The sequence below is a fragment of the Methylobacterium sp. WL64 genome, assembly GCF_008039945.1.
Lineage (GTDB): Bacteria > Pseudomonadota > Alphaproteobacteria > Rhizobiales > Beijerinckiaceae > Methylobacterium.
Genome location: NZ_VRVA01000069.1, coordinates 1 through 15,334, shown reverse-complemented (window position 1 = coordinate 15,334; position 15,334 = coordinate 1). Strand labels below are relative to the sequence as shown.

Here is a 15,334-nt window from a genome sequence, read left to right as displayed (position 1 = left end):
CCGCGCCACGCCCACCGGTCACGGGAACTCGATGCAGTGGACCGACGACGCCCTCGTGCTCGGCTTGCGCCGGCACGGAGAGACCGGCGTCATTCTGGAAGCGATGACCGAATACCATGGGCGCCATCTCGGCCTCGTGCATGGCGGACGTTCGCGCCGGATGCAGCCAGTGCTTCAGCCCGGCAACCGGGTCCGGCTGAGCTGGCGGGCGCGGCTCGACGAGGGGCTCGGCGCCTACACTGTGGAGCCGCTGGAATCCCAGGTCTCGCGGATGATCGGGTCGGGCATCGCGCTCTACGGGCTCGGCCACATGGCGGCGCTGCTGCGGCTCCTGCCGGAGCGGGATCCGCATCCGGCTCTCTACGAGGCGGCCGGCGTGCTGGTCGAGCACCTCGACGACCCGGCCGTCGCGCCGCCCCTGATGGTGCGGTTCGAGCTGGAGATCCTGTCTGAGCTCGGATTCGGCCTCGACCTGACTGCCTGCGCGGCGACCGGCGGCAACGACGCGTTGGCCTACGTCTCGCCGAAGAGCGGCCGGGCGGTCAGCGCCTCGGCTGGGGAGCCGTTTCGCGATCGCATGCTGGCGCTGCCGACCTTCCTGCACGCGGGCGGATCCCCGGGGCCGGACGGTGTTGCCCAAGGGTTTACCTTGACGGGATACTTCCTCGACCGGCACGTCTGGGGTCCGCGCGGCCTCGCCGCGCCGGAAGAGCGCGCACGATTCGTTGCGCTCGGTCGCGAGGCCGAGTAATGTTCGCGTTATGTTCTAGAGACGGCCGAGCCGGGGGCGACTGAGCCCCGGTTGAAACCAACCCCGTCATTCCGGGCTCGCCGACGGCGCCACGGAATGACGAATCGCGCGTTGAGGCGGTGCTGCCGGTCGGCGGCCCTGCCCTGAGACAGGAGCCGTCATGGGCCAGCCCTTCGAGCCGCCGTCCGGCGACGGGATCGAGAGCGTCGAGCTGAAATCCGCGCTGGAAGAGCGCTACCTCGCCTATGCGCTCTCCACGATCATGCACCGGGCGCTGCCGGATGCCCGCGACGGGCTGAAGCCCGTGCACCGGCGCATCCTGTACGGCATGCGGCTGCTTCGCCTCGACCCGAACACCGCGCACAAGAAATGCGCCAAGATCGTCGGCGACGTGATGGGTGACTTCCACCCACACGGCGACCAGGCGATCTACGACGCGCTGGTGCGGCTCTCTCAGGACTTCGCGCAGCGCTATCCGCTGGTCGACGGGCAGGGCAATTTCGGCAATATCGACGGCGACGGCCCGGCCGCCTACCGCTACACGGAGGCCCGGCTCACCGAGGTCGCGCGGCTGCTGCTCGACGGGATCGACGAGGACACGGTCGATTTCCGCCCGTCCTACAACGGCGAGAAAGACGAGCCGGTGGTGCTGCCGGCGGCCTTCCCGAACCTGCTGGCCAACGGCAGCCAGGGCATCGCGGTCGGCATGGCGACCTCGATCCCGCCCCACAACGCCGCCGAGCTGTGCGACGCGGCGCTCTACCTGATCAGCCATCCTGGGGCGACGTCAGCGCAGCTCAACAGCTTCGTCCAGGGGCCGGACTTCCCGACCGGCGGCATCCTGGTCGATTCGGCGGAGTCGATCACCGAGGCCTACCGGACCGGCCGCGGCGCCTTCCGGGTCCGGGCCCGCTGGCACAAGGAGGATCTCGGCCGCGGCACCTGGAACATCATCGTCACCGAGATCCCGTACGGCATCCCGAAGGGCCGGCTGATCGAGAAGATGGCAGAGCTTCTCCAGGAGAAGAAGCTGCCGCTGCTGGCCGACGTACGCGACGAATCGGCCGAGGACGTCCGCGTTGTGCTGGAGCCGCGCTCGCGCACGGTCGATCCCGTGATCCTGATGGAATCGCTGTTCCGGCTGACCGAGCTGGAAGCCCGCATCCCGCTCAACCTCAACGTCCTGGTCGGCGGCCTCGTGCCGAAGGTGATCGGGCTCACCGAATGCCTGCGGGAATGGGTCGACCATCGCCGCGTGGTGCTCCAGCGCCGCTCGCGCCATCGCCTCGGGCAGATCGACAGGCGCCTGGAGATCCTCGGCGGACTGCTGATCGTCTATCTCGACCTCGACGAGGTGATCCGCATCATCCGCGAGGAGGACGAGCCGAAGCCGGCCCTGATGGCCCGGTTCGAGCTGACCGAGATCCAGGCCAACGCGATCCTCGACACGCGCCTCCGGTCCTTGCGAAAGCTCGAAGAGATGGAGCTGAAGCGCGAACTGGACGCACTCACCGCCGAGAAGGCGGAGATCGATGCGCTGCTCGCCTCCGAGCCAGCGCAATGGAAGGCGATCCAAGCCCAGATCCGCGCCGTGAAAAAAACCTTCGGGCCGGAGACCAAGCTGGGCAAGCGCCGCACCACGCTCGCGAGCCCGCCGGATGTCGGCGGCATCGATTTCACGGCAGCCTTGGTCGAGCGCGAGCCGATCACCGTGATCGTCTCGAACAAGGGCTGGATCCGGGCGCTCAAGGGGCACGTCGCCGACCTGTCAGGGGTGGCGTTCAAGGGTGACGACGGCCTGAAGATCGCCTTCCCGAGCGAGACCACTCAAAAGATCCTGCTGCTCGCCTCGAACGGTAAAGTCTTCACCATCGAGGCGTCGAAGCTGCCGGGCGGGCGCGGCTTCGGCGATCCGGTGCGGCTGATGGTCGATCTCGACGACGGCACCGAGGTGGTGGCCGCGCTGCCCTACAAGCCGGAGACCAAGCTGCTGATCGTGGGCTCGGATGGGCGCGGCTTCGTGGCGCCGTCGGACGCGCTGGTGGCCAACACCCGCAAGGGCAAGGGCGTGCTCGGCCTCGACGGCGACGCGGCGGCCGTGGTGCTCGTCCCCGCCGACGGCGATCACGTCGCGGTGGTCAACACCGAGAAGCTGCTGCTGATCTTCCCGATCTCGGAGGTGGCCGAACTCTCCCGGGGCAAGGGCGTCCGGCTCCAGCGCTGCCGCAGCGGCGGCCTCACCGACGCGCACGTCTTCCGGCTGGCCGACGGTCTGCCCTGGCAGGACGGCTCACCCGAGGGGCGGCTCGCCAACGCGTCGGTTCTCGAGAAATGGCTGGGTCACCGCGGCGAGGTCGGCCTGATGATGGCGCGCAGCTTCCCGAAATTCGAGCGGTTCGGGCGGTGAGGGGCAGCATTACCGCTCGCGCACAAAAGCCTCGTCGGCAGCCCAGAGATGCTGGGCCGCGTAGGCTCTGAACGGGCGCCATGCCTCGGCCCGGGCGAGGAGTGCGGCCGGGCTGGGACGGCCGGTGGCGGTCTCGAGGGCGCGGAGAAGGCCGATGTCGCCCACCGGCAGGGCGTCCGGCAGCTTGAGAGCCCGCATGGCGATGTACTGCGCGGTCCAGGGGCCGATCCCGCGGATCGCCGTGAAGCGCAGCACCGCATCCTCCAGGGTCCCGGCCGGGGCGAACAGGTCCGGGTTCGCGAGCGCGGCGGCCGCCAGCGCCCGGATCGCTGCGCCGCGGGCGCGGGGCATGTTCAGCGCGAGCGCCACGTCGGCCTCGACCAGTTGAAGCGGCGTCGGGAAGACATGGGTCAGGCTGCCCGCCGGCTCTGCCAGCGGCGTCCCGAATGCGGCGACCAGCTTTCCGGCGAGCCGGATCGCGGCCTGAACCGAGACCTGCTGGCCGAGGATCGCCCGGCATCCGGTCTCGAACGGGTCCCACGCGCCGGGCAGCCGCAATCCTGGCCTGGCCGCCACGAGTCCGGCCAGGGTAGGGTCTCGGGACAGGCAGGCCGCGATCGCGGCCGGATCGGCGTCGCAAACGAACAGGCGGCGCAGGCGCTCGGCGACCTTAATCCCGGACGTGACGTCGAGGCCCTGGAGCGTCGCGTCCAGGCCGGCATCGCCGAACGCGACCGCGACGATGCCGGGCCGTCCGCCGATGCAGACCGTGCGCGCGTAACATTGCGCGCCGGGCTCGGCCGCTTCGACCCCAAGGATGGCTCGCTTCGCCAGGAAGGCGCGGATCGACGGCCAATCATAGGGTTGCCGACAAGGGATGCGGAGCGTGACGACCGCCCCGCTGGCCAGGACCGGCCAAAGCGACAGGGGCGGCCCTTCGGCCGCCCCCGGTGTCGCTTCGGGTTCGATGGCTCGGCTCAGCCGCGCTCGTCGACCGGCACGTAGTCGCGCTGCGCCGGGCCGACATAGAGCTGGCGCGGACGGCCGATCTTCTGCATCGGGTCCTCGATCATCTCGGCCCATTGCGCGATCCAGCCGACGGTGCGCGCCACCGCGAACAGCACAGTGAACATGTCGGTCGGGAAACCCATCGCCTTGAGCGTGATGCCCGAATAGAAATCGATGTTCGGGTAGAGCTTCTTCTCGATGAAGTACTCGTCCTTGAGGGCGATCTGCTCCAGTTCCATGGCAACGTGGAGCAGCGGATCCTCCGTCTTGCCGAGTTCCTTGAGGACCTGGTGCGTGGTGCTCTGCATGATCCGGGCGCGCGGATCGTAGTTCTTATAGACCCGGTGGCCGAAGCCCATGAGGCGGAACGGGTCGTTCTTGTCCTTGGCCTTCGCGACGTACTTGCCGACGTTCTCGGGCGTGCCAATCTCCATCAGCATCTTCAGCGCCGCCTCGTTGGCGCCGCCATGGGCCGGCCCCCATAGGCACGCGATGCCGGCCGCGATGCAGGCGAACGGGTTCGCGCCGGACGAACCGGCGAGCCGCACGGTCGAGGTCGAGGCGTTCTGCTCGTGATCGGCGTGCAGGATGAAGATCTTGTCGAGGGCTTTCGCGAAGACCGGATTGACTTCGTAATCCTCGCACGGAACCGCGTAACACATCCGCAGGAAGTTCGAGGTATAGTCCAGATCGTTCTTCGGATACACGAAGGGCTGGCCGATAGAGTACTTGTAGGCCATCGCGGCCAGCGTCGGCATCTTGGCGATCATGCGGATCGACGCGATCAGCCGCTGGCTCTCGTCGGTGATGTCGGTCGAGTCGTGGTAGAAGGCCGAGAGCGCGCCGACGGAGGCGACCATCACGGCCATGGGGTGGGCGTCACGCCGGAAGCCGGTGAAGAACCGGTTCATCTGGTCGTGCACCATGGTGTGGCGCGTGACCCGATAGTCGAAATCGGCCTTCTGGGCGGCGGTCGGCAGCGTACCGAACAGCATCAGGTAGCAGGTCTCGAGGAAGTCGCCCTTCTCGGCGAGTTGCTCGATCGGGTAGCCGCGATAGAGCAGCACGCCCTCATCGCCGTCGATGTAGGTGATCTTCGATTCGCACGAGGCCGTCGAGGTGAAGCCCGGATCGAAGGTGAAGGCGCCGGTCTTGGCGTAGAGCTTGCCGATGTCGATGACGTCCGGGCCGATCGTGCCGGACTTGACCGGCAGTTCGATCTCCTTGCCGTCCACGGTGATGGTGCTGGATGCGCTCATGGAACGTGGACCCTTCTCTGGCGACGTGGCGGATGCCGGCCTCGGGCTGCCCGAGTCGACCCCGGGGCCGGAGCACGCCGCGCGTCATGTTGCGGGTGCTCACAGGCCATGGGTTACCCAAACGGCAGTGCAGCAGCAACGGGGTCGGTGACAACCGACCGCCATCGCCAAGCAAAATCCGGTACCAAGCGAAATCCGGGCCGAGGCGCGCAGTTCCTTCCCGCCCGCTCAGCCCTGCGGCACCTGATCGGCGAGGCGCGCCAGGGTCTCGGATCGTCCGAGCACCGCCATCACGTCGAACAGGGGCGGGGAGGTGGTGCGGCCGGTGAGTGCGGCCCGCAGGGGCTGGGCCACCTGCCCAAGCTTGCACCCGGCTGTCTCCGCATACTGACGCACCGCACCCTCGGTCGCCGCCGCGCTCCACTCGGGCAGCGACTGGAGATCCGGCAGCACCCCAGCCAGACGCGCCCGGCCCTCGTCGGACAGGAGCGTCCGGGCCTTGTCGTCGAGCACCAGGGGACGCTGGGCGGTGAGGTAATAGGCGCTGTCGAGCAGTTCGATCAGTGTCTTGGCCCGCTCTTTCAGGCCCGGCATGGCCTGGATCAGCTGGTCCTTGAGGGCTGGCTGGAGCGTCGCCGGGAGGCCGCGCTCCGGGCCGACGTTCGGCAGGATCGTCTCGAGCGCGGCGACCAGATCCGCATCGGCGCTGCCTCGGATGTAGAGTCCGTTGAGGTTGGCGAGCTTGGCGAAGTCGAACCGCGCCGCCGAGCGCCCCACTGCGCGGAGATCGAAGGCCGTGATCATCTCGTCGGTGGAGAACACCTCCTGGTCGCCGTGGCTCCAGCCCAGTCGCACAAGGTAGTTGCGCAGCGCCTCCGGCAGGTAGCCGAGGTCGCGGTAGGCCTCGACCCCGAGCGCCCCGTGGCGCTTCGACAGCTTCGCCCCGTCGGCGCCGTGGATCAGCGGGATATGGGCCATCCTGGGAATGTCCCAGCCGAGCGCAGAGAAGATCTGGCTCTGCCGGGCCGCGTTGGTGAGGTGGTCGTCGCCGCGGATGACCTGGGTGACGCCCATGTCGTGGTCGTCGACCACGACGGCGAGCATGTAGGTCGGCGTCCCGTCCGAGCGCAGCAGGACGAGGTCGTCGAGATCGCGGTTGGCCCAGGTCACCCGCCCCTGCACGGCATCCTCGACCACCGTCTCGCCCTCGATGGGCGCGCGCAGCCGGATCACCGGCCTGACCCCGGCAGGAGCCTCGGACGGGTCGCGATCGCGCCACCGCCCGTCGTAGCGCGGGGCCCGGCCCTCGGCTCGGGCGGTCTCCCGCATCTGCGTCAGTTCCTCCGCGGAGGCGTAGCAATGGTAGGCGCGGCCGGCGGCCAGCAGCTCCTCGGCGACCGCGCGATGGCGCTCGGCGCGGGCGAACTGGAAGACCACGTCCCCGTCCCAATCGAGGCCGAGCCAGGACAGGCCGTCGAGGATCGCGTCGATCGCGCCCTTGGTCGAGCGTTCCCGGTCGGTATCCTCGATGCGCAGCAGCATCTTGCCGCCGGTGTGGCGGGCGTACAGCCAATTGAACAGCGCCGTGCGGGCACCGCCGATATGGAGGTATCCGGTGGGCGAGGGGGCGAAGCGCGTGACGACGGCTGAGGACATCGGGCCGATATGTTCGGGGGCGAAGGGCGATGGGGCGGTGCAGGGCGTCAGGGCGGCGCCCGTCGCACGGCGTGGCGCCCGTAGCACGAAGCGTCCGCTGTAGCACGGGCCGACGGGTGCGTTAAGAATCCCCGGCCGGGACTTGAGTCGTCCGGCACGGGGCGGGGCGGATGCGGCGGATCGGCGCGAGGCTGGCGGGCGGCGCGGTGGCGCTGGCCGGCACGCGCCCGGTGTCGATGCCGGCGCTCCGCGGCTGGCTCGCCGATGGGCTCACCCGGGAGGTCGAGCAGCGCCGCCTGTTCCCGTGGCTGGCGGTGGCGTTCGGCGCCGGGATCCTGGTCTTCTTCGGGTGTGCCGACGGGACGCCGTTCCTCGCCGCCCCCTTGGCAGGAGCGGCGCTCGCCCTCGCGCCGGCGCCGTTCCTGGGTGCGCGGCCGGGGGCACTCGCCCTTTGCCTGGCGCTGACAGCCGGCTTCCTGGGCTTCGCGGCGGCGACCTGGCGGGTCTCGCAGGTGGCGGCGCCGATCCTCACCCGCACTACAATCGGGCCGCTGACCGGGATGATCGAGGGGCTGGACGAGCGCGAGGTCGGCGCCCGGCTGGTGATCAGGGTCGAGAGCTTCGCCGGGCTCGAACCCGCTTTGAGGCCGCTTCGGGTGCGGGTCTCGTTCCGGAAGGCGCCATCCCTGCGGCCCGGGGACTTCATCGCCGCGACGGCAAGGTTGCTGCCGCCGCCCGAGGCGGCACGACCGGGCGGCTACGATTTCGCCCGGGATGCCTACTTTCAGGGACTCGGCGCGGTAGGCTCGCTGATCGGGGCGATCACGGTTCGAGAGCCGCCCACCCCGCCACCTCTGCGCCTGCGACTGGCAGCCTTGCTGGACGAGGCCCGCAACGCGCTGACACGCCGGATCGCGCAGGCCGAGGGCGGGCAAGCGGGGGCCGTGGCGGCGGCCCTGGTCACGGGCAAGCGCGGCCTGATCGGACCGGCCGCCAACGATGCGCTCCGGGCGGCGGGCATCTATCACGTCGTTTCCATCTCGGGCCTCCACATGGTGCTGGCCGCCGGCGTGGTGTTCTGGCTGGTGCGGGCCGTCTTGGCGCTGGTGCCGTATTGCGCGCTGGTCTGGCCGATCAAGAAGATCGCCGCCGGGTTCGCGATGCTGGGCGTCACCGCCTATTGCGCGTTCTCGGGCTGGGACATCGCCGCCGAGCGCTCGCTGATCATGACGCTGATCATGCTCGGCGCGATCCTGGTCGACCGGCCGGCGCTGTCCATGCGCAACCTCGCGCTGGCCGCCCTGATAGCATTGGCGCGGGAACCCGAGGGCCTGCTCGGACCGAGCTTCCAGATGTCGTTCGGGGCGGTGGCCGGGCTGATCGCCTGCGCGCGGCTGATCGACGGACGCCTGTTCCAGCGTCCCGGGGCGGGGCGGATCGAGCGGTTCGTCGGCACCGGCCTCTCGGCCGTGACAGGCACCCTCGCGACGACCCTGGTGGCACAGGTCGCGACGGCGCCGTTCGCGACCTACCATTTCCAGACGGTCCAGCCGTTCGGGCTGATCGGCAACGCCCTTACCCTGCCGCTGGTCTCCCTGGTCGTGATGCCGGCGGCGGTGATCGGGATCCTGGCCTATCCCTTCGCCCTGGACCGGCCGATCTGGTGGCTGATGGGACAGGCGGTGGGCGGCATGCTGGCGATCTCCGAATTGATCGCCGGCTTCAATCGGGCCGTCCTGGTGCTGCCGGCCTTCGGCACCGGCGCGCTGATGCTGCTGGCGGCCGGGCTGCTGCTGGCGACGCTGCCGGTATCGCGACTGCGCTGGCTGGCCCTGCCGCCCGCCCTGCTCGGGCTCGGCCTCGCCGTCGTTCCGGAGCGATTCGACCTGTACGTCGACCGGCAGGGCGGTGGTGCGGCCGTGCGTGGACCGGACGGAGTCCTGTGGGCCCTCGGCAATCCTTCGGCCTTCGTGATGGAGCAGTGGCTGAAAGCGGATGGCGACGGGCGATCGGCGAAGGCGGTGATCCAGGCTTCGTCGGCTGTCGGACGGTGCGACCGGCTCGGCTGCACCGCAAGCCTGCCGGACGGCCGCGCCGTCGCCCTGGTCCGCGACCGGCGCGCCTTCACGGAGGACTGCGCCCGGGCGGCCCTGCTGATCTCGCGGCTCGCGGCGCCGCCCACCTGCACGGGGCCGCTGGTGATCGACCGCCGGGTGCTCGCCGAACGAGGCGCCGTCGCACTCCGGGCCGACCGGGATGGCTTCACGGCACGCTATACCCGCGACACGGGCCGTACCGTGCCTTGGCGGGCATCACCGGCTTCGCGGCCATCGCCTGTCCCACAACCGAAAGTGGTAACACCCTCCGAGCCGATCCCGGCCGAGGCCGACGTCGCCGGTTCCGAGGCCGCGCCTGGCGACGCGCCGGCCGAACCCCTTCAGTAGCGGCGGACGAGGCTGACGAGCCGCCCCTGGATCTGGACCCGGTCGGGCCCGAGCACGCGGGTCTCGTAGGCCGGGTTGGCGGCCTCCAGGGCGATCGAGGAGCCCCGGCGGCGGAGCCGCTTGAGCGTCGCCTCCTCGTCGTCGATCAGCGCCACGATGATGTCGCCGGTATTGGCCGTATCCTGCTTGCGGATCACCACGAGGTCACCGTCCAGGATGCCGGCATCGACCATCGAGTCGCCGCGGACCTCGAGAGCGTAATGCTCGCCGCCGGCCAGGAAGTCCGGCGACATGGTGATGGCGTGGCTCTGGTTCTGGATCGCCGAGACCGGCGTACCGGCCGCGATCCGGCCCATCACGGGGATCGAGATGGCGCGGCCGCCGTCGTCGATCATCCGGGCGGTCGCCGGCTGCGCCGGCAGCTTGGACTTCCCGCCCTCGACCACGCTCGGGGTGAAGCGGCGGGGCTCCGCAGGTGGAGCAGCCGCCTGGGACAGGCTCTCGGGGATGCGGATCACCTCGATGGCGCGCGCCCGGTTCGGCAGGCGGCGCAGGAAGCCGCGCTCCTCGAGGGCCGTGATCAGCCGGTGGATGCCCGATTTGGACTTCAGATCGAGGGCGTCCTTCATCTCGTCGAACGAGGGCGGGACGCCACATTCCTGCATGCGGCTCTGGATGAAACGCAGGAGGTCCAGCTGCTTGCGCGTGAGCATCGACGGGGGACTCGCGGCTTGGAGGACCGCATCGATGCGGTCGCGGAAACAAATCACGAACACGTTAAACGTTCCGCAAGTGTTCCGCAAGCGTGATCGGCTGAGCTTGATCGATCGGCGATGTGCGGATGCGGCCGTTGTGTGCCGTGACGCGGTCGCGCCGCCATGGCAGAACCGGTCTGGCAGGATCGGCACGATCCCGGGCCAGCCTTGGTGACCTGAATCGCCGGAATGGTCCATAGGCTGGGACGGTCAGAGTGGCGCGGCGGGCCGCTCACGTCTGCCCACGGCACCTTGCCCGGACGACAGACATAGATCGCATGGACGCCGCATCATCCGACATCGCCGAGACCTGCAGCCGCGTGAAGCGCCTGAGAGTGGCGACCGCGGCCGCCCATGATCAGCTCGACCGGCGCATCATGGCGGCAAAGCCGTTCGCGAGCCTGGAGCGCTACGCGCTGTTCCTCCAGATCCAGTACAGGTTCCATGCGGTCGTCGATCGAGTCTATCGCGATGGCGCGTTCGCCCATGTCCTGCCCGATCTCGACGGCAGGCGCCGACTGCCCCTGATCCAGCAGGATCTGCGCGATGTCGGAGCGCCCGTCCCTGACGGCGCGTCCGAGGAACATTTCGGGACGATCGAACCGGCGCAGGGATTGGGCTGGCTCTACGTCGCCGAGGGCTCGAATCTCGGGGCGGCCATCCTGCTCAAGGAGGCCCGGGCGCTCGGCCTGTCGGAAACCCACGGTGCGCGCCATCTTGCCGGACATCCCGAAGGACGCGGGTTGCATTGGCGGCTTTTCACGGCCGCCCTCGACCGGGTCGAACTCCGGGAGACCGGGGAGCAACGCGTCGCCGCGGGGGCGACGGAGGCGTTCCAGTTCGTGCGCCGGCTGGTCGGGGACGTCTTCGAGGACTGACGGCGCCGCCACCCGGTCGGATCGTTCCGCCGCCCTGGCGCAGCAACAAAGCCTGTCACGCGCGCCGTCCACCGCCGAGTCGGGCGATGACCGGTCGCGGACGCCTGGAACGGCATCTCGGGCGACAAACGAATTGACTGGGCAAGCGGCGCCGTTTCAATGCGCCGAGGTGCTTGACCCGGTCGGCGGGGCAGGCGGATCGTCCCGGCGGCTTCGAGACTGGGCTGGAATTGGGCTTGGGATGACGAGGATGCGACGCGCGGCTCTTCTGCCCATCGGTGCCGGGGCCGTCGGCTTGGCGCTGGCCGGCTGCACCACCGGGTTCTCGTATATCTCGCGCAACTACGTGGCGCTCACCCCGCAGGTGGTCACCATCGGCTGCAAGGAGCCCTACGAGGTCTACGACAACCGGCAGGTGCGCCGGATGCTCGTCGTCTCGAACGCCCTGCGCGAGTACACCGGCTGCAATCTCAGCGAGGTGCGGATCGATCCCGATCCGGCCGCGACCCGGGTGAAGCGCTTCCGCACCGCCGCCCGCGCCTATCTCGACGAGACCGTGCGGGAGGATTGCCGGATCACCGGCGAGACGGTGTTCGATCCGCAGAAGAGCGAATTCACCTACGCCTGCGACGCGCCGATCGAGAAGCGGGGCACGGTGGTGCCGCGCCTGCCGGGCCGCAATCCGGGCTTCATCCAACAATGATCTGAGCCGCCCGCGCCGGCCCCGAGCCCGCCCGGTCAGGCGCCCGGCTTGGGGAAGGTGCGCTCGGCCGCATCGCCGGCCGCCGCCAGCAGGGCGCGGGCGAAGGCCCGGGCCTCCGCCCGGTCCAGCACGATCGCCGCGGTGACCGGGCCGCCGCCGAGGTCGGCGAGGGCGAGTTCGAGCCGTACCCCGTCCGGCATGGCGCTCGCCTGGAGGCTCCAGCCGCCCCCCCGATCCGTGCTCTCCGTCATGACATCCCTCCCGGCTGCCGGACCCGAGACAACGCCGCAGGCTCCGGCCGGAACGGCCCTGGCCCGGGACTGTTCCCGCGTCGCGCCGCACCCGACTTCCCTGCCCCGCGGATCCGAGTTCCTCAAGAGCGCCGGCCCGACCGTGGCGATCGCCGGGGTCGGCGCCCTCGACGGGGTCGGCCTGCTCCGGAGCGATTGACGCCGGCGCCTCGATGATGTCTCCCCCGGGCGACCTGACACGGGGAGTCGCGACACATGCAAGAGATCTGGTTCCGCACCGGCGAGGCCACCGTCCTGGCCGCCGACGGGCAGTACACCGACGCCATGCCCGAGGTCTTGATCGGCTCGGTCCGCGGGCCGGTGGGTCAGGCCTTCGCGTCGATGATGGGGCAGGTCCAGGGCCACACCCGGATGTTCGTGGTGCGCGACCTCAACCAGCTCGTGCGCCCCGCCACGATGATGACCACCAAGGCGACGATCCACACGGCCGAGTATGTCGAGCTGCTCGGCGGCGTCGTCCAGGCCGCCACCGGCGACGCGATCGTGGACTGCATCATCGAGGGCGTGCTGCCCAAGGACGGTCTCGACGAGCTGTGCATGATCATCATGATCTGGCTCGACCCGCGCTGCGCGGAGGACGACAACCTCGACCGCAAGGACCTGTACCGCACCAACTACGAGGCGACGAAGCTCGCCATCGCCCGGGCCCTCAAGGGCGAGCCGACCGTGGACGAGCTGATCGCCAACCGGAAGACCGTGAAGCATTACGCGCTTCAGGACGTGATCGAGTATTGATCAGCGCGGCGGGATGCGCCCCACCGAGCACAGGGTGCGCATCGCGCTGCTGCCGGGATCGGTGTAGCAGGAGGCGGACCAGCCGTTCTGCTGGATGAACGACTTGCGGCGGTCCGACAGGGCGGTCCGGTAGGCGTCGGCGATGATCGGCTCGACCCGCGCGGCCGGCTCGCCGACCAGGATCTCCGAGGCCGCCGCGAGGTCGCGGAAGAAGGCCGCCGAGGGAGCGGGCTCCGCGGAGGTCGCCTGCACGATCGGCTCGGCCCGGCAGGTCACGTCGAACTTGATCGGACCGGCCAGGCGGATGTCGATGCTCGGCCCGGCGCGCTTGCCGACCTTGCCGCCGATCGCCCCGGCGATCTGCTGGGCGAGGTCGTCACACGGCTCCGCCCGGGCGGCGAGGGGCAGGCCGGCCAGGGCCGCGAGGAATGTGGCCAGGAGCGGGCGGGCGACGCGGAAGCTTGACATGGCCGGCACTCTACGCGCCGGGCCGGAGGTGTCGAGGGCGGCGTTCACTGCCGCATCTGGGCGAAGCTCTTGAGCAGGGCCGGGGCGAGGCGCATCCCGGTCGGCACCAGCTCGGCCGGCGGCGGCCGGCGGACGCAATCCTCGAGGTAGGCCAGGGATTCCTCCAGGACCGCTCCGGTGAACGGCTTGGCGATCACCGCCGTGGCGCCCTCCAGATCGTCCGAGAGGGCCCGGGCGTTGGCGGTCATGAAGGCGGCCGTGATGCCGCCGATGGCGCGCACCGCGTGCGCCACGTCCACGCCCGAGGAATCATCGCCGAGGCGCAGGTCGATCAGCACCAGTTCGGGCCGGGTTTCGTGGACGAGGGCGATCGCCTCTGCCGCCGTCATGGCGGTGCCCACGACGCGATAGCCGGCCTCCTCCAGCATCATCTCGATCTGCATCAGGATCAGGGCCTCGTCCTCGACGACGAGGATTCGCATCGGCTCGCTCATCTGGCCTCCGGACCGGTAGCCAATTCGCGGGGCAGGCGAACGTTGACGATCGTGCCCGGGTCGTTCGCCTGCCAGGCGATGCTGGCATTGAGCTGGCGGCAGAGGGTGCCGATCAGCCGCTTGCCGAACGAGCGCTGCTCCATGACCTGCACGGGCATGCCGACGCCGTCGTCGGCGATCTTGATGGTGAAGTGGCGGTCGTCCGGCGCCACCGTCACGGAGAGCCGGCCGGCGCGGTGGTCCGGGAAGGCGTGCTTGAGGGCGTTGGTGATCAGCTCGTTCATCATCAGCGCCACCGGCGGGGCCTTTGTCACCGGGATCTCCACGGTTTCCAGATCCAGGTGCAGGCGGATCCGGTCGGTCCCGGAACCGCGGATCAGGTCGGTGGCGAGGTCGCGGGCGAACTCGGCCACGTCGAACCGCTCGACGTTGTTGGACTGGTAGAGCCTGCGGTGGACCGTGCCGAGGGCCTCCACCCGGGTCAGCATGGATTCCATCGCGGCGCGGGCGGCGGGATCGGTGATCGCCCGCGTCTGCATGGCCAGGAGGGCCGCGATCATCTGGAGGTTGTTCTTGACCCGATGATCGACCTCGTGGACCAGCATGGTCTGCGTGGCCAGGGCCTCGGTGAGGTCGCGGGTCCGGCGGGCGACCTCGGCCTCGAAATGGTCCTTCTCCTTCTGCACCTGCAGGTGCGCGTCGACGCGATCGGTGACGTCGAGCTGCGAGGCGAAGAAGAACAGCACCTCGCCGGCCTCGTTGGCGACGGGGCTGAGATACAGGGCGTTCCAGAACGGCGCCCCGTCCTTGCGATAGTTCAGGACGTCGATCGCGATGTCGCGCTGGGCCGCCACGGCCTCCCGGATCAGCGCCACGGCGCCCCGGTCGGTGTCGGGCCCCTGGAGGAAGCGGCAGTTTCGGCCGAGCACATCCTGGCGGTCATAGCCGCTCATCCGCAGGAACGCGTCGTTGGCGAAGACGATCGGGTTGTCGGGCAGGCGCGGATTGGTCACGATCATCGCCATCCGCGTGGCACGGACCGCGGCGGCGAACGGATCGCCCTTGCCGTGTTCGGCATCGAGCCGGTCCGTCAGATGCCAAGCGTCGGGCTGTTCCATCGAATCGACTCTTTCATGCCCGGCGTTCGTGACCTCCGGCAATCGGCTGGGCCTGCGCGGTCGCAGTGCCGAACGCTCAACGGCCAATCAGAAGATTGGGTTCAGCCCAGTCTCACTTTGATTCTGGAATCGACCAGACAGGATGCCGCACGGGTGGGCCCCGGTCCGGTTTTGCGGGCGCGCCGGCCACGCGATCTCCCGACAGGCTTCATCGTCCCCGCGCGCCTGGTGCGCCGGGGGCATGGCCCAAGAAGTCTCCTCACGCTGGACGCGGGACGCCGCGGGAACCCAGGTGTCGGCCAAGTTACGCGCGGGATCCGATCCCCGCGGCGACCCGCGGCATCGGC

15 protein-coding genes are annotated in these 15,334 nt (G+C 69.8%); 7 read left to right on the top strand and 8 right to left on the bottom strand.

Annotation, left to right across the window (positions count from 1 at the left end; all coding sequences use genetic code 11):
* Positions 1-31 precede the first annotated feature (31 nt).
* Both recO and parC read left to right on the top strand, forming a co-directional pair.
* Positions 32-751: a DNA repair protein RecO gene (recO, locus tag FV242_RS22620; RefSeq protein WP_147940491.1), complete on the top strand. Its 720-nt coding sequence runs from the start codon at positions 32-34 to the stop codon at positions 749-751.
* Positions 752-911: 160 nt separating this feature from the next.
* A complete protein-coding gene (parC, locus tag FV242_RS22615) occupies positions 912-3,158 on the top strand; it encodes a DNA topoisomerase IV subunit A (protein WP_147909311.1) in 2,247 nt (748 codons plus the stop codon).
* Between the two features lie 9 nt (positions 3,159-3,167).
* Here parC and FV242_RS22610 read toward each other — a convergent pair whose 3' ends face one another.
* The 3 genes from FV242_RS22610 to gltX form a co-directional block, all read right to left on the bottom strand.
* Positions 3,168-4,241 (bottom strand): DNA-3-methyladenine glycosylase, encoded by a 1,074-nt coding sequence (locus FV242_RS22610; RefSeq protein ID WP_246692826.1) that lies wholly within the window; start codon positions 4,239-4,241, stop codon positions 3,168-3,170.
* On the bottom strand, positions 4,136-5,425 hold the full coding sequence (gltA, locus tag FV242_RS22605; protein ID WP_147909312.1) for a citrate synthase: 1,290 nt from the start codon (positions 5,423-5,425) through the stop codon (positions 4,136-4,138). Before gltA ends, FV242_RS22610 begins: the two co-directional genes overlap by 106 nt.
* A gap of 228 nt (positions 5,426-5,653) precedes the next feature.
* Positions 5,654-7,081, bottom strand: coding sequence for a glutamate--tRNA ligase (gene gltX, locus FV242_RS22600; RefSeq protein ID WP_147909313.1), 1,428 nt, complete (start codon positions 7,079-7,081; stop codon positions 5,654-5,656).
* Between the two features lie 170 nt (positions 7,082-7,251).
* Between gltX and FV242_RS22595 the strand changes: the two genes are divergently transcribed.
* Positions 7,252-9,525, top strand: a complete 2,274-nt coding sequence (locus FV242_RS22595) for a ComEC/Rec2 family competence protein (protein ID WP_147940490.1) — start codon at positions 7,252-7,254, stop codon at positions 9,523-9,525.
* On the opposite strand, the gene lexA is transcribed toward FV242_RS22595, so the two are convergent.
* Complete coding sequence (gene lexA / locus FV242_RS22590; protein ID WP_147909315.1) at positions 9,519-10,238, bottom strand: transcriptional repressor LexA; 720 nt, start codon at positions 10,236-10,238, stop codon at positions 9,519-9,521. The two genes, FV242_RS22595 and lexA, sit on opposite strands and share 7 nt — an antisense overlap.
* Before the next feature lie 320 nt (positions 10,239-10,558).
* Here lexA and FV242_RS22585 point away from each other — a divergent pair, with 320 nt between their 5' ends.
* Together FV242_RS22585 and FV242_RS22580 are read left to right on the top strand one after the other, a co-directional pair.
* The gene (locus FV242_RS22585) at positions 10,559-11,158 is read left to right on the top strand and encodes a biliverdin-producing heme oxygenase (protein WP_147909316.1); all 600 of its coding nucleotides are present in this window, start codon (positions 10,559-10,561) and stop codon (positions 11,156-11,158) included.
* 250 nt (positions 11,159-11,408) lie between these two features.
* Positions 11,409-11,861, top strand: a complete 453-nt coding sequence (locus tag FV242_RS22580) for a hypothetical protein (RefSeq protein WP_147940489.1) — start codon at positions 11,409-11,411, stop codon at positions 11,859-11,861.
* Positions 11,862-11,896: 35 nt separating this feature from the next.
* On the opposite strand, the gene FV242_RS22575 is transcribed toward FV242_RS22580, so the two are convergent.
* Positions 11,897-12,112 carry a hypothetical protein gene (locus tag FV242_RS22575; RefSeq protein WP_147909318.1) on the bottom strand — a complete coding sequence of 72 codons (216 nt, stop codon included), beginning with the start codon at positions 12,110-12,112 and terminating at the stop codon, positions 11,897-11,899.
* Here FV242_RS22575 and FV242_RS22570 point away from each other — a divergent pair.
* Both FV242_RS22570 and fae read left to right on the top strand, forming a co-directional pair.
* Positions 12,111-12,311, top strand: a complete 201-nt coding sequence (locus FV242_RS22570) for a hypothetical protein (RefSeq protein ID WP_147909319.1) — start codon at positions 12,111-12,113, stop codon at positions 12,309-12,311. The genes FV242_RS22575 and FV242_RS22570 overlap by 2 nt on opposite strands.
* Before the next feature lie 56 nt (positions 12,312-12,367).
* The gene (fae, locus tag FV242_RS22565; protein WP_147940488.1) at positions 12,368-12,907 is read left to right on the top strand and encodes a formaldehyde-activating enzyme; all 540 of its coding nucleotides are present in this window, start codon (positions 12,368-12,370) and stop codon (positions 12,905-12,907) included.
* Here the strand turns inward: fae and FV242_RS22560 are convergent, their stop codons facing one another.
* The 3 genes from FV242_RS22560 to FV242_RS22550 are packed head-to-tail and all read right to left on the bottom strand — an operon-like array spanning position 12,908 to position 14,987.
* On the bottom strand, positions 12,908-13,375 hold the full coding sequence (locus FV242_RS22560) for a hypothetical protein (RefSeq protein WP_147940487.1): 468 nt from the start codon (positions 13,373-13,375) through the stop codon (positions 12,908-12,910).
* A 44-nt stretch (positions 13,376-13,419) separates the two neighbouring features.
* Complete coding sequence (locus FV242_RS22555; protein ID WP_147909322.1) at positions 13,420-13,869, bottom strand: response regulator; 450 nt, start codon at positions 13,867-13,869, stop codon at positions 13,420-13,422.
* Positions 13,866-14,987, bottom strand: a complete 1,122-nt coding sequence (locus FV242_RS22550; RefSeq protein ID WP_147909323.1) for a histidine kinase dimerization/phosphoacceptor domain -containing protein — start codon at positions 14,985-14,987, stop codon at positions 13,866-13,868. The genes FV242_RS22555 and FV242_RS22550 overlap by 4 nt, the downstream gene beginning before the upstream one ends.
* Positions 14,988-15,334: the final 347 nt, after the last annotated feature.

Bases quoted from the DNA above. Each gene is read 5' to 3' on its own strand.
- recO (WP_147940491.1), top strand. From the start codon at position 32: ATGCAGTGGACCGACGACGCCCTCGTGCTCGGCTTGCGCCGGCACGGA.
- parC (WP_147909311.1), top strand. From the start codon at position 912: ATGGGCCAGCCCTTCGAGCCGCCGTCCGGCGACGGGATCGAGAGCGTC.
- FV242_RS22610 (WP_246692826.1), bottom strand. From the start codon at position 4,241: ATGGGCCGAGATGATCGAGGACCCGATGCAGAAGATCGGCCGTCCGCG.
- gltA (WP_147909312.1), bottom strand. From the start codon at position 5,425: ATGAGCGCATCCAGCACCATCACCGTGGACGGCAAGGAGATCGAACTG.
- gltX (WP_147909313.1), bottom strand. From the start codon at position 7,081: ATGTCCTCAGCCGTCGTCACGCGCTTCGCCCCCTCGCCCACCGGATAC.
- FV242_RS22595 (WP_147940490.1), top strand. From the start codon at position 7,252: ATGCGGCGGATCGGCGCGAGGCTGGCGGGCGGCGCGGTGGCGCTGGCC.
- lexA (WP_147909315.1), bottom strand. From the start codon at position 10,238: ATGCTCACGCGCAAGCAGCTGGACCTCCTGCGTTTCATCCAGAGCCGC.
- FV242_RS22585 (WP_147909316.1), top strand. From the start codon at position 10,559: ATGGACGCCGCATCATCCGACATCGCCGAGACCTGCAGCCGCGTGAAG.
- FV242_RS22580 (WP_147940489.1), top strand. From the start codon at position 11,409: ATGCGACGCGCGGCTCTTCTGCCCATCGGTGCCGGGGCCGTCGGCTTG.
- FV242_RS22570 (WP_147909319.1), top strand. From the start codon at position 12,111: ATGACATCCCTCCCGGCTGCCGGACCCGAGACAACGCCGCAGGCTCCG.
- FV242_RS22575 (WP_147909318.1), bottom strand. From the start codon at position 12,112: ATGACGGAGAGCACGGATCGGGGGGGCGGCTGGAGCCTCCAGGCGAGC.
- fae (WP_147940488.1), top strand. From the start codon at position 12,368: ATGCAAGAGATCTGGTTCCGCACCGGCGAGGCCACCGTCCTGGCCGCC.
- FV242_RS22560 (WP_147940487.1), bottom strand. From the start codon at position 13,375: ATGTCAAGCTTCCGCGTCGCCCGCCCGCTCCTGGCCACATTCCTCGCG.
- FV242_RS22555 (WP_147909322.1), bottom strand. From the start codon at position 13,869: ATGAGCGAGCCGATGCGAATCCTCGTCGTCGAGGACGAGGCCCTGATC.
- FV242_RS22550 (WP_147909323.1), bottom strand. From the start codon at position 14,987: ATGGAACAGCCCGACGCTTGGCATCTGACGGACCGGCTCGATGCCGAA.